The 12,566-nt window shown below is 55.7% G+C and carries 12 protein-coding genes; 9 read left to right on the top strand and 3 right to left on the bottom strand.

Translation table 11 applies throughout. From position 1 onward, the window contains the following. Positions 1 to 6: 6 nt before the first annotated feature. Entirely contained in the window at positions 7 to 1,203 is a 1,197-nt protein-coding gene (locus tag ACWI6D_RS04940) for an acyl-CoA dehydrogenase family protein (RefSeq protein ID WP_449133877.1), read from the bottom strand. A gap of 357 nt (positions 1,204 to 1,560) precedes the next feature. On the opposite strand from ACWI6D_RS04940, the gene ACWI6D_RS04935 reads away from it, so the two are divergent. Both ACWI6D_RS04935 and ACWI6D_RS04930 read left to right on the top strand, forming a co-directional pair. Beyond that, a complete protein-coding gene (locus ACWI6D_RS04935; protein WP_129424506.1) occupies positions 1,561 to 2,439 on the top strand; it encodes an enoyl-CoA hydratase/isomerase family protein in 879 nt (292 codons plus the stop codon). A gap of 138 nt (positions 2,440 to 2,577) precedes the next feature. Next, positions 2,578 to 3,192 carry a flavodoxin family protein gene (locus ACWI6D_RS04930; protein ID WP_129424508.1) on the top strand — a complete coding sequence of 205 codons (615 nt, stop codon included), beginning with the start codon at positions 2,578 to 2,580 and terminating at the stop codon, positions 3,190 to 3,192. 613 nt (positions 3,193 to 3,805) lie between these two features. On the opposite strand, the gene ACWI6D_RS04925 is transcribed toward ACWI6D_RS04930, so the two are convergent. Together ACWI6D_RS04925 and ACWI6D_RS04920 are read right to left on the bottom strand one after the other, a co-directional pair. After that, complete coding sequence (locus ACWI6D_RS04925) at positions 3,806 to 4,075, bottom strand: LysR substrate-binding domain-containing protein (protein ID WP_449133876.1); 270 nt, start codon at positions 4,073 to 4,075, stop codon at positions 3,806 to 3,808. A 68-nt stretch (positions 4,076 to 4,143) separates the two neighbouring features. Then, positions 4,144 to 5,454, bottom strand: a complete 1,311-nt coding sequence (locus ACWI6D_RS04920; protein ID WP_449133875.1) for a CaiB/BaiF CoA transferase family protein — start codon at positions 5,452 to 5,454, stop codon at positions 4,144 to 4,146. Positions 5,455 to 5,827: 373 nt separating this feature from the next. On the opposite strand from ACWI6D_RS04920, the gene ACWI6D_RS04915 reads away from it, so the two are divergent. From ACWI6D_RS04915 to rnpM, 7 genes are all read left to right on the top strand, one after another. Beyond that, positions 5,828 to 6,988 (top strand): acyl-CoA dehydrogenase family protein, encoded by a 1,161-nt coding sequence (locus ACWI6D_RS04915; protein ID WP_449133874.1) that lies wholly within the window; start codon positions 5,828 to 5,830, stop codon positions 6,986 to 6,988. Between the two features lie 284 nt (positions 6,989 to 7,272). Further along, complete coding sequence (locus tag ACWI6D_RS04910; RefSeq protein ID WP_449133873.1) at positions 7,273 to 8,544, top strand: MFS transporter; 1,272 nt, start codon at positions 7,273 to 7,275, stop codon at positions 8,542 to 8,544. A gap of 213 nt (positions 8,545 to 8,757) precedes the next feature. Next, on the top strand, positions 8,758 to 9,678 hold the full coding sequence (locus ACWI6D_RS04905; RefSeq protein WP_449133872.1) for a LysR family transcriptional regulator: 921 nt from the start codon (positions 8,758 to 8,760) through the stop codon (positions 9,676 to 9,678). A 32-nt stretch (positions 9,679 to 9,710) separates the two neighbouring features. Then, complete coding sequence (locus tag ACWI6D_RS04900) at positions 9,711 to 10,373, top strand: methyltransferase domain-containing protein (RefSeq protein ID WP_449133871.1); 663 nt, start codon at positions 9,711 to 9,713, stop codon at positions 10,371 to 10,373. Positions 10,374 to 10,586: 213 nt separating this feature from the next. After that, positions 10,587 to 11,057 carry a ribosome maturation factor RimP gene (locus tag ACWI6D_RS04895; RefSeq protein ID WP_449133870.1) on the top strand — a complete coding sequence of 157 codons (471 nt, stop codon included), beginning with the start codon at positions 10,587 to 10,589 and terminating at the stop codon, positions 11,055 to 11,057. Between the two features lie 29 nt (positions 11,058 to 11,086). Next, positions 11,087 to 12,301: a transcription termination factor NusA gene (nusA, locus tag ACWI6D_RS04890; RefSeq protein ID WP_129422803.1), complete on the top strand. Its 1,215-nt coding sequence runs from the start codon at positions 11,087 to 11,089 to the stop codon at positions 12,299 to 12,301. Positions 12,302 to 12,315: 14 nt separating this feature from the next. Then, on the top strand, positions 12,316 to 12,566 hold a 251-nt coding region (gene rnpM, locus ACWI6D_RS04885; protein WP_449133869.1), incomplete at its 3' end, for an RNase P modulator RnpM.

Here is a 12,566-nt window from a genome sequence, read left to right as displayed (position 1 = left end):
GTGGAGCTAGTCTTGATATCCCAGCTGCGCTTTCAGGCGCTGGCATTCGCGAGCGATGGTAATGCGCTGCACAGTGGGTGCGCCCTCTTCAAGCCACAGCGCGCGGCAGTCGCGATACAGTCGTTCAGTCGGGCCGTACGGAGAATCTTCGAAGTAACCGTCGCCACCGAAAATCTCAAGCATTTCATCGGAGCAGGTTTTCACTGCTTGGATGGAATTCAGCTTGCAGATGGCGGCCTTCTCGTCGACGTACTCGTTGTGCGGGTCCACGTCGAAATCGCGCGCGAAGTCGTAGACCAGGCAACGCAGCGCGTGCGTAGCGGCGGCCATGTCGGCAATCTTCATCTTGATGGCCTGGCGCGTGGCGATGGGCTTGCCAAACGTGATGCGGTCGTTGGCGCGAGCGATGCTCATCTCAAGCATGCGCTGGCACATGCCAAGGTTGGATGCCGCAATGTGAACGCGGGAGATGGACAGCGAGTGGATGGCCACTTCCATGCCCTGGCCCTCGCGGCCCAGCAGGTATTTCGGGTCGAGACGCACGTTCGTGAATTTCAAGCCCGCATGGCCTGCGCCGCGGCAGCCCATCATGTGGGGCATTTCCACCAGCTCGAATCCCGGAGCGTCCATAGGCACCAGGAATGCGGACAGGCGGGAATCTTTATCGTCGTTTGGGTCGGTGACCGCGATGACGTAAGCATATTGAGAGCAGTCAGTGTGGGAGATAAGCCACTTCTCGCCGTTCAGCAGGTAGGAGCCGTCCTCTTGGCGGATGGCGGTGGAGTGAACGTCGGCGCCGGTGCCGCCGGTCTTCTCGGTAAGCGCGAAGCACGTGAACACGGACTTATCCTGGAACTTGTTCATCAGTTCGGCTTTGACCTCAGGCGTGCCGTATTCGTTGAGGATGCGCCAATTCAGGTCGGCAGAATAATGAAGATGCATGCGCATGCCGCCCGGGCCGCGGCTGAACTCTTCCTGCACCTTGAGGATTTCGAGTTCGTTTAAATCCCATCCACCGTACTCGGACGGGAGTGCAAAACGGTAAAGATTGTTCTCGCGCGCCAGATCGAAGAATCGCTGAGGAAAGACGTTGGTCTGCTCGACTTCTTTCTGCATCTCCTCGAACGGACCTTCCGCAAGCGCCCGGACCTTGGTTAGAAACTCAGCAAATTGCTCGTCGCTGATTTTCGCGTTTGGGTTCATACGCATGCCCCTATTCAATGTATTCCTTCAGAACTCAACATGTGGATTAAACGGAATTCCGTTTGCCTTCCATGTCTCGTTCCCCTTGCTGTCTCACATGATAGCGAGCGAAATCGCGGTTGTGCGGCGTGAAATCATCGTTGTTTATCGAGGCATTCTTCAGTTCGATAGACCAAACCTATCGAATTTAAAAAAGCGTGCAACAGAACTTCAGATGTGTGAGGGGTCGGAAACAGAATTCAAAATTTGTCCATAGAAAACATTCGTAAAAGCCGGCATTCTGTTATCAGTCCAACAGACGACAACACAGTCTGGGACAAACTTTCAAAACTTGAGTAAATCAAGAAAGGGGTCGCCATGAGCGTCTATCAGGAAAGCTATCATCTGCCGGAGTTTACCTACGAGTATGAGAAGCTGAAGATCGACAAGCGTGGTCCGGTTTACGTTTGCGCATTCGACGATGCACAGAATCTCAACGCCATGTCCTACAAGCAGATGGCTGAGTTCAACGACTTCCTGATCAAGGTCCGCATGGACAAGGATTGCCGTGTTATCGTTCTGACTGGTGAGGGCCGTTCCTTCTGCGCCGGCTTCAACCTGAACGACCTGGCTCTTGATCCGCCGGAGGATATGGGCCGCATCCAGCGTGACTTCTACATCATGCAGCGTATGTGCTCCGATCAGATCGTGAACATGCGTCGTTGCGAGCAGCCGATCATCGGTGCTCTGAAGGGCTACGCTGTTGGTGGCGGTCTGTCCATCTCCTGCGCTTGCGACCTGCGCGTTCTGGGCGAGTCCTACAAGATGAACGCTGGCTACCTGTCCATCGGCTACACCGGCACCGACATGGGTGGCGCTTTCTTCCTGCCCAAGATCGTCGGCTACGCTCGTGCCGCCGAAATCCTGATGAACCCTGCTCGCCACGACGCTCAGCAGCTGCTCGACTGGGGCTTCGCGAACCGCGTTGTCGCCGACGACGACGTGCTTGAGACCGCCGTTGCCATGGCAGAGGATATGTGCAAGCAGACGGCTCCGTTCGGCCTGCGCCTGACGAAGGAGTGCCTGCAGACCTCCCTCGACGGCACCAGCTTCGAGAACGTCATCAAGATGGAGAACCGCAACCAGGTTCTGGCTTCCAACACGAACGACGGCATCATGGGCACCCTCAAGATGAACCCGCACAACAAGCAGGACGTCAAGGAGAACCCGGACAAGTACGCGTTCCACAACATGTAAGTCTTCAAGGCTTGTGTGAATTCGTGCCCTCGATCTATAGTGGTCGAGGGCACTTTTTTGCTATAGGGGTATAGCTCTCGATTCATCGGCACCCTCCGATGGGTCTCTGAGGGCTTCTGGCAGGAATAGGAGACGAGAATGAACATCTTGGCCATCAACGGTAGCCATCGTGCCGGAAAAGGCACCGCAGCGCTTCTGAACGCTGTTCTGGAATCTGCGGGCCACCAGGGCGCCACGTGCGAGTTGATCGAGCTTTCTCATCTGGATATCCGCTTCTGCAGCGGTTGCAACGCGTGCTTGGGCAGGAATCGTTGCGCCATGCACGATGATATGGACTTGCTGTACGACAAGATGATGCGCGCTGATGGCATTGTGCTTGGCTCTCCGGTGTATTTCGGAACCGTTTCGGCCCGCATGAAGAACTTCATGGATCGCACGCGCCCGCTGCATATGGTGGACAATGCTCTTGCAGGCAAGGTGGCCGGCATGGTTACGTGCGCCGGTTTGCCCGATTGCGGATGCCAAGGCGCACTTGCTGCTATGGACCACTTCTTTGCGACGCATGAGATGCTGGTCGTTCATCCTCGTCCGCTGGGTCCTGTCACGGGTGACGGCGTTGCGGCAACGCAGCTTTCTCGCTTCAATGAGGCCGGCGATCCTGAATGGCGCAGCGTCAAAGATGATGAGAACGCGTTCAAGTGCGCTCGTCGCCTTGGGCATGATATGTTTAACCTCATTGCGCGTCTTTCGTAGCTTAAGCTCCCATAACTTTCTGATTACGGGTCGCAAGCATAGAGCTTGCGACCCGTTTGTTGTATGGGGGATAGGGTATCGAACTCATTGAATCCGAATAGATTTAGGTTCCTATCACCTCAATCGAATGGTGCTTTGTTCTTTGCGTTGTCTTGTCTTGCGATCTTTGCCAAGCAAAGCCGGTTGGGGGTGCAATCAATTCATTAAGCCCTTATGGCACAGCTTTCGGTGGCGTTATAGAACTTGCAACCTTGTAGGATATCGATTTGAGACACTACGATGATCCGCTTATAGTCGTGATCCTCTAGTTGCAGGATGGGCTTTACGATAATATCAGAGCGACTTAGTTATACCCCGTTATCCCACAGTCTGGGATAACGGGGTATAACTAAGTCGAAGGGAGGACGGTACGGCCCGGCCGGACAAACAGGTGTTCATTCTCCAGTTCTCCGTCGGCGAAGGAGTCCGTCCGTCCCTGACGCGCTCTGCAATATCCTCAGAGATAGCAGCATGATGCTCATTTGGTAAAAATATGATACATTTTAGCGCATTGACCGTATCTATTCTCGCATTGCTGCAATCTGAATGTAAACAATATGATGAAAAATGCTCATTAGGAGCGCAGCTGCGCCTCAGTGCTGTTGGCGAAGTAGCCCTCGGGGATGTTCTTGCGAACGAAGTCGGCGAACGCGCGTGCCTCGTCGCTCGGGGAGTTGCTGGAGGGCCAGGTGAGGGACACGGGGTACCACATGGTGTCGGTGGCCACCTTGAAGCGGACGATGCCGGGCTCGTTGCGGTAACGGCTGGCGATGCACTCCGGCAGCGTCGCCCAGCCGAGCCCCGCCTTCACGCCCTCCACCATGGGGACTGCTTCGCCACGCAATAAAGGGAGAGCCCCTCACAATGAGGGGCTCTCAGGAGATAGGAAGCTTGGTTGGAAGGAGAGCGGACCTACCAGTTGCAGGGAGCTTCGCCCTTGACCTGGCGCTCGGACTTGAAGATGGTGTCCGGTACTTCCTCGCCGTGCCAGCACTTGATATCGCCGTCGGCTTCGGCCTTCGCGATCTGCTCGTCGGTGTAACCCAGCTTGCCCATGATCTCGGCGGTGTGATAGCCGATGGGCTTGGACAGGATGATCGGCGGGTCGCCATAGCCACCGAAACGCAGCGGGGACATGGGCAGGGCCTTCTTGCCATACTCCTTGTACTCGACCCAACGCAGGGAGTCGTTGTCGTAGGCTTCCTGGTCCTTGACGATGTCGGTGTAGCGGAAGCACTTCTGATGCGGAACCTCATGCTCGCGCAGGATTTCGTCCCACTCCTCGAACGTCTTCTTGGAGAAGCCTTCTTCGAGCCACTTGATGACCTCGGGCTGCTTGCCGGAATTCTTCAGAGCAGGCAGGTTGCAGGTATCGGGCTGATCGATGTGCTCGGCATTGCCAGTAATCTCCATCATCATGTTGTAGTACTTGTCGTACTGCGGCATGCAGATGAGCATCCACTTCTCGTCAGCGGTGCGATACGTGTTGTTGAACGGGTTGGGCACGTGCTTACGCGACTTCGGGTACGGAGCGCCGAACTGCGTAGCCATGATGCCGATGTTGCCGCCCCAGATAGCTGCACCGTACAGGTTGCAGGTAACCTTGTCGCCCTTGTTGGTGCGGGTGCGGTTGAACAGAGCAGCCAAGATACCGCCAGCCATGATGGAAGCAGCGTTGTAATCGCCGAAAGCCTGCGGCGGGATAGCCGGGGACTCGCCGTCCTCGCGGAAGCAGTTGGCAACGCCGCCACGAGCAGCCCAGCACACTGCGTCGAAACCAGGCGTGTTGGCCTCAGCGCCGAACTCGCCGTAGCCACGCAGCTGCGCCCAAATCAGCTGAGGATACTTGGCAGCCAAGGTCTCGTAATCCAGACCAAGCTTCACCAGCGCCTTGTCGCGCAGGTTGCAGACGAACACGTCAGCCTCGGAGAGCAGCTTGTCCATGACAGCGAAGCCCTCTTCGCTCTTCAGGTTCAGAGCGAGCCAATTCTTGTTCGTGTTGTTCAGGTCGATCGTGGGATCCTCGGTGTCGTTCTGCTCGCAGCCGAAGCCGGGGCCCTGGGTGCGCTGAGCATCGCCGTGAAGCGGCTCAACCTTCATGATTTCAGCACCCATCTCGGACAGGATACGAACAGTTGCGGGGGCAGCAACCCACTCGCAGAGCTCGACGACCTTGACGCCGTTCAGCGGACCGTAACCGTTGAGTTTTTCAGTCACCGACATTTGCGGCGCTCCTTTCTTTTCGTCTTTGGGCGGTTCTTGCGTTTGCAGAACATATATTTACAGGTAAGTTGCATGAGTTCTATGGACAAACAAGCAGAAATGTGTGGTTGCCTATAAGAATCGATGCAAAACATATAGGGAAATCTTTGAAAACAAGCCTATTACGCTGGACAATCGTCCTTATATGTTTCCGGTGCTCAGGGAGATAGCGGTCAAAAGTGGAAGAATGTGAGACATTTTCGGTAAATTTTGAGTGCAAATGCGTTGGTCGAATTGGCTATATTGGCCGGCCGGAGATTTTGCGGTCGCTGGTATATTGTTCAGCAGAGTAATTGTCAGGCGATTTTGCACGGTGGTTAAAGGGGAAAGCCCCATGGATTTCAATTTATCTTCTGAGCAGAAAAAGCTCGTAGCTTCGTTTCGCGCTTTCGGCACCGAAGTTTTCACGCCCGATCATGTGCCGCAGTGGTGCAAAGACCAGGGTTTGCCCGATGATGTGATGAAGCGGTTTGTCGATACGTATTATAAGTTCGCCGACAAGGAATCTACGAGCGCTGCGGGCCATAGCTTGCTTGATCAAGCGCTTATCATCGAAGAGCTTTCGCGATGCGCGGGCGCTACGCTGCCATTCCAAAACGATTTGTTCAACCTTCAAATCGTTGACGCGCTTTCCGAGGCGGGAAACGTCGACTCCGTCGTTGCGGATTATCGCGAGACGGGGCGCTTGATGTTCGCGCTTGCCATTTCCGAGCCCGATGGCGGTTCTGATGTCATGTCGATGAAGACAAGCACCAGGACGCTTGACGGCAAGATTGTGCTGAATGGTCGCAAATCGTATGTGAACAACGGCGAATACGCACCTTATATTGTTGTTGCTGCAATTGATGCAGACGCGCAGACCGACGATTCATATCCTGCGCTGGCTCTGTGGCTGGTCCCTCGAAATCTCAAGGGCATTGCTGCCGTTCCCATCGACAAGATCGGCCAAGACATGCTTCCGTTCGCCTCGCTGTCGTTCCAGGATGTCGAGTTGAAGCCGGAATATCGCATCTCGGCCGAGCACGGTGACTTCCGCCGCCTGTTCCAGATGTTGGAATATGGCCGCGTTTTGCTGTGCGCCTCTTCTTTGGGCATGGCTCAAGCTGCCATGGAGGATGCTTGCGCACACGCCCGCTCTCGCAAGGCGTTCGGCGTGCAGGTCGGTCGTTTCCAGCAAATCGAGACCATGCTCACGGATATGGAGCTTCGTTTGACGAACATGCGGTCGATTCTGTATCGCGCAGCATGGGCCGTGGACAAAGGCGATTCGGAGCGCCGTCTTGCCGTTGCCCTCATGAAGCGCTATATCCCGGAAACCTCAGTTGAGGTTGCATCCGATGCCATGCAGATTCTTGGCGGCCTTGGATACACGGAAAGCTCCCGCACGTGCCGCGTGTGGCGCGATTGCCGTGGCAACCAGATCGCTGAGGGAACCGATCAAATCATGGTGTATATCGCAGCGCCTTTGATTGTTGAGAAATACCGCGATTTTTAAAATCTGTCCTGTCGTAGTTTTTGTGAACCCTCTTTTGCTGCCGAAACAGGCTCATTTAACGATTCCTATAGCTTATAGTTGATTCTGATATATGCACATATTCCAAGAGTTGACCACTTTAATTCTACGGAACCGGATAAATGAGTGAGTTCTGTCCATTTTTTCTGTGCTGCGCGTGAGGTAAAAAGTATCTCGGATAAGCGGAAGGGTGCTTATCCGAGATATCCACCAGGGGTTCTAGGTTTGCGTTTTGCGAAGGAAAACCTACGACAAGGAGGTATGTTTTGGCATCATCGACGAAAGAGAAGATGAGCGTACGCCATCTTCTCGTGGTGCTCACGGGCATCATGATCACCTTCGGCTGCTCTGCACTGTGCTTTTCCACGTGGGGTCTGTTCCAGCCGGTAGTTGCCGAGGGTCTGGGCGTTGAAAAGACCGCTTTCGCTATGTACGTTACCGTTATGTATTTGACGATGACGGTTGCGTCCCCGTTCGCTGGCAAGCTCCTGCAATCCATGGATGCTCGCGTTATCCTGTCTGGTTCTGCCATCCTGGTTATCGCCGCGTTCGTGCTCATGAGCTTCTCGAACACCATTGTTCTGTTCTACGTTGCCGCTGTTATGCTTGGTCTTGGCGAGATCACGCTGCTTTGGCTTGCGGTTCCTACGCTGATCAACCGCTGGTTTGCCGACCGCGCCGGTTTCTTCATCGGCCTGTGCATGGCCTTTACCGGTATCGGTGGCGCCATTTGGTCTGCTGTGTTCACCGCTCTGCAGGCTTCTGGTATGGACTTCCACACCATCTATCTGATTTGGGCCGTTATCGCTGCTGTCACTTCTCTGCCGTTCACGCTGTTCTGCGTGCGCAGCACGCCTGAGGAGTGCGGCCTGCAGCCCTATGGTGCTGCCGCTGCTGCCGCTGCTGCCGGTGGCTCCACCAAGCCCTCTGGCCTGTCCGCTTCCCGTGCGATGAAGACCCCGACGTTCTACGCTGTGTGCGTGTTCGCCGGCATCATCAACATCGCCATCCTCATCGCCATGCAGTTCCCGAGCTACACCAAGACCCTGACGAGCGCACCGTTCGATGTGGCCGTCGTCGGTGGCCTCATGACCACGGTCATGATGGTCGGCCAGGCTCTGTTCAAGGTTATCCTGGGCACTGCTGCTGACAAGAGCGCGAAGGGTGCTTTGATCTTCGCCTTCATCGCTGGCGTTGCTGGTATCCTGCTTTGCTGGTTCGGCGCTGGCTCCGAGTACATGCTGTACGCCGGCGCGTTCATCTTCGGCGGCTGCTACGCTACCGCTGTGGTTCTGGTTCCCGTTGTGGTTCGCCAGTCTTTCGGCTCTCGCGAGTACTCGCTGATCTACTCCCGCGTTTCCACCGTGTTCAACCTGATCGCGGCCTTCGCTTCCATGATCTGGGCTTGGGTGCAGACGTCCTTCGGCTTCACCACCGTGTTCATCACTGGTCTGGTCATGCTGGTCGTCATCCTGCTGCTCGGTCTGTACGTCTTCCAGAGCGCGAAGAAGTACAAGTCTGAGTGGACTACTGATTAAATGGTTTTCCGCCAGAGCTTACTCTAGAACCTAGTACAAGGGCGGCTCCATAAAGGGGCCGCCCTTGTTCGTTTAACCCGGTTCGGGGGTTGAAATTCGCTGGCGAGGTCAGTAGTATTTATCGGCGTTTTGGTGGGTATGGCATTATAATGGAATATGATGATTTCCATCATTTATTGATGCTGGTTGCTTGTTTGTTTGGGGGTAGGGGATATGAATTTATCGCAACTTCATTACTTCAAGAAACTTGCCGAAGTGCTTCACTACACGCGTGCTGCGCAAGAGCTGTTCATCACGCAGCCGACGCTTTCCGGCGCCATCTCTTCTTTGGAAAACGAGCTTGAGGTATCGTTGTTTGAGCGGTCTGGCAGGTCGGTCAGCCTGACGCCTCAAGGTGAGATTTTTTACGAGCACGTTTGCCTGGCGCTGCGTGCCCTTGATGATGGTATTGCTGCCGTACAAGACCGCGGCCACTCCGTTGTCGGTTCCGTGAGCATCGGTACGACATTCACGGTGCAAGACGACTATTTGCCATCCTTGATGAAGGATTATTGTACAGTTTGCAACAACACGGTGCTTACGAAAACGTATCAGGGCTTCACGAACTATTTGCTCGATCAGCTTCGTAAGGGCACTGTTGACGTTGCATTTTGCGGCAAGCGCGAAGGCGATCCGGAGCTCGTGTATTATCCGGTCACGTATCGCGATTTGAAACTGTGCGTCCGTGAAGACCATCCGTTGGCTAAACGTGATCACGTGAGCTTCGCTGAGATTTCCCGCATGGATTTGTGCACGTATCGACGCGGGGCCCCCATCGGAGAGATGGTTAACAAGTTGCTTATCGAGCAGGGGCTTGAAAACGTGAAGCAGATTTATGACGACGATGTGTCCATGGGCTCGTTCATTTCCTTTAATGCGCCCGTGTACGGGGCGCTCATGCTTGATTCGCTGGCTACACGTTTGTTCTCGAACTTGAAGTTCCTGGTGGTTGATGAGGTGCCCCAGGAGTTTTACCGCATTTACATGGTGTACAACAAGAAGCACAACCACTCCCGTGCGGTGAAGGACTTCATCCAGTTCGCTCGCACCTATCAAGGCAACGATACGTTTGATGACGAAGAGCAGGATGCATAGGTCGTAAGATGCATGCCGAGGTACGGGATTGCATGCAGTTGTATTATCGCGCCTTACCGCGCGATGGGCGCTTGCCGGGTCATTGTTCGATGGACGTCCCGGACGATTTACTCGGCAAGCGCGTTATCGACGTGTTGTGCCGTAAAGGGAAGGGCGCTTATCAGCTGAGTGACTTTACAGGTGATAAGGGGTTTGTTCTGGGCGTTGACCCCGATGCGTCGTTTGTTGATGCGGCAAGCGCTTGCGCGGCCGGCAACCACTGGAGCGGCGAGCAATGGCAGCGTTATCTTCGTTTTGAGGTTGGCTGCCCTGAGGATTTATCGGAAGCGGGCGTTCGAGACGGTTCGTTTGATGTGGCGTATGTGAACTCGGCCATCAATTGCGTCTTTGACTTAGCGCTTGCCTTGGCGGAATGCGCCCGATGCTTACCGCCTGATGGATATCTTTGGGTAGCTCAAGGCGTGTTTCGCAATGCCGATGCTCCTTCTGTTGGCGCTGCCGCTTCTGGATCTGTTTTGGGCAACGTGTTCTTGCGCGCTGTTTCACTCGAACAGTTCGAGGGGTTGTGCCTGCGCGTAGGCTTTCGCTCTGTTGAGGTGTTGAGCAGGGCGGTCATCGTGCCTGATGGGGATGATGCGCGGGAAACGTGTGGTGCAAGCGAGTATTTCCAAGCTACGGTGCGCGTGCGGCGTTAACGCGTCCTTTGGCTCGATGCGAGCTCAGTTTCTCTGCATGATTATGGGGAACTTGCGACCAAGCCTGCCTAGGATGGCAATCGGCTGCTTCGTGTGGTATAAATTGATATGCATTGCAGCAAGCGCGCATCGGCGCGCACCATACTTTCGAAGACAGAAAGTGGGTTTTTACCCGCTTTTTTGTATGTTTGGGCACAGAAAGGAGCTTTGAGCGTGCTTAGCAAGAAAGAAGCGCAACTGCTTGACGCGCTTGAGCCCCGAGCGGCTACCGAGGGCATCGAGATCGTGACCGTGCAGGTTGTTGGCGCTAAAAAGGCGCCGACGATTCGCGTGTTTATAGACACGCCCGAGGGCGTGAGCTTTGATCAGCTGGCGAAATCCCAAGCCTGGATCAACGAGATCATGGACGCTATAGACCCGTTCCCGGGTGCGTACACGCTTGAGGTCTCTTCGCCGGGCATTGACCGTCCTTTGCGGACGCCCGGGCATTTTGCGCGGTTCGCCGGGCAGGTGGCCGTGGTCAAGATGGGCCATCCGCTTGACGGGCGAAGCAACTTCACGGGCAAGATCGTTTCAGCGGACGATACCTGTGTGGTGATGGAGATTGACGGCGAGCGGATCAGCTTGCCGATGGACGATATGAAGCGTGCCCACTTGAAAGGCAGCGTAGATTTCAGCTCGTAGTCGGGCTGTTAGAGAAAGGAAGCTAAGACGTGGCAAGTTCGGAACTGATCGAAGCTTTGCAGGCGTTGGCGCATGAACGCAAGATCGACGAGTTCTACCTCATCGATCGACTTGAGGCGTCGCTGGCGAAAAGCTATCAGCATATTCTTGACCTCGAGTGGGACGCTCGCGTCACCATCGACCGCCAGACCGGCCATATCTATGTGTATGAGCTTGTTCCCGTTGGCGAGCCTGATGAGGAGACGGGCGAATACACCGAGTTCGAAGAGCGCGACGTGACGCCGGCCGACGTGAGCCGCATTGCTGCGCAGAACGCCAAGAGCGTAATTTCCTCTATCGTGCGTGAGGCTGGCCGCCAGTCCATCTACGAAGAGTTCGCCGGTCGCGTGGGCGATTTGGTCACGGGCACCGTGCTTCAGGGCACGCCCGATTTCACCATCATCAAGATTCGCGATGGCGTTGAGGCCGAGCTGCCTCATTACGATGTGAAGCGCTATCCCGGCGAGCGCAACGAGCGCCCTAACGGCGAGCACTATCGTCACAACCAGCGCTTAAAGGTGCTCATTATCGAGGTTCGCGATCCCGGTTCGGATGCTCCTCGCATGCGCGGTGAGCAGGCACGTCCGGCCATCGTTGTGTCGCGTACGCACCCCGATCTGATCCGTCGTCTGTTCGAAATCGAAGTCCCCGAGATTTACGATGGCCTGGTGGAGATCAAGTCCATCGCCCGCGAGCCTGGTGCTCGTTCGAAGGTTGCCGTGGCTTCTCGCGAGCGCAACCTTGATCCGGTGGGCGCGTGCGTCGGCCCGAAGGGCAGCCGCGTGCGCATGGTGGTCGAGGAGCTGCGCAACGAGCGCGTCGACGTGATTCAGTGGGACGAGGACCCGGCTCGTTACGTGGCCAATGCGCTGTCTCCGGCGAAGGTCGACCGCGTGCTCGTCGACGAGGAGAACAACTATGCCACGGTTATCGTGCCCGATGACCAGCTGTCTTTGGCTATCGGCAAAGAGGGCCAGAACGCTCGCCTTGCCGCTCGCCTGACCGGTTGGCATATCGACATCAAGTCTGCCAGTTTCACGGGCGCCCCGCTGCCGCAGGCAGATAATATGCTCATCGACGAAGACGATTTCGACGATGATGAGCAGCTGTGCGCGTTCGTCGATGACGAAGGCGTTCGTTGTCGCAACCATGCTCGCCCCGGCAGCATCTATTGCGGCATCCATGATGATATGGACGAGGAATAACAGGTAGGGAGCGTATGGCAACGGCAACCCAAACGGTAAAGCGGCAACGCAGCTGCATCGCGTGCGGCGCTCAGGCTGACAAGGTCGGCCTGCTGCGCATCGTGCGCTCGCCCGAAGGCGCCGTTGCCTTCGATCCCTCTGGCCGCGCACCGGGCAGAGGGGCCTACGTGTGCTCCGCGGAATGCTTCGCAGCCGCGTGCAAGAAAAAGAAGCTCGACCGAGCGCTGAAGGCGACGCTCGGCAGCGATGATTATGACCGGATCGC

The organism is Senegalimassilia sp. (assembly GCF_977052095.1).
The sequence above is the reverse complement of the archived record's forward strand: the minus strand, read 5'-3'. Positions and strand labels throughout refer to the sequence as shown.

Coding starts and splice junctions, on each gene's coding strand:
- ACWI6D_RS04940 (WP_449133877.1), bottom strand. CDS start 1,203: ATGAACCCAAACGCGAAAATCAGCGACGAGCAATTTGCTGAGTTTCTA.
- ACWI6D_RS04935 (WP_129424506.1), top strand. CDS start 1,561: ATGAGCGTCTATCAGGAAAGCTATCATCTGCCGGAGTTTACCTACGAG.
- ACWI6D_RS04930 (WP_129424508.1), top strand. CDS start 2,578: ATGAACATCTTGGCCATCAACGGTAGCCATCGTGCCGGAAAAGGCACC.
- ACWI6D_RS04920 (WP_449133875.1), bottom strand. CDS start 5,454: ATGTCGGTGACTGAAAAACTCAACGGTTACGGTCCGCTGAACGGCGTC.
- ACWI6D_RS04915 (WP_449133874.1), top strand. CDS start 5,828: ATGGATTTCAATTTATCTTCTGAGCAGAAAAAGCTCGTAGCTTCGTTT.
- ACWI6D_RS04905 (WP_449133872.1), top strand. CDS start 8,758: ATGAATTTATCGCAACTTCATTACTTCAAGAAACTTGCCGAAGTGCTT.
- ACWI6D_RS04900 (WP_449133871.1), top strand. CDS start 9,711: ATGCAGTTGTATTATCGCGCCTTACCGCGCGATGGGCGCTTGCCGGGT.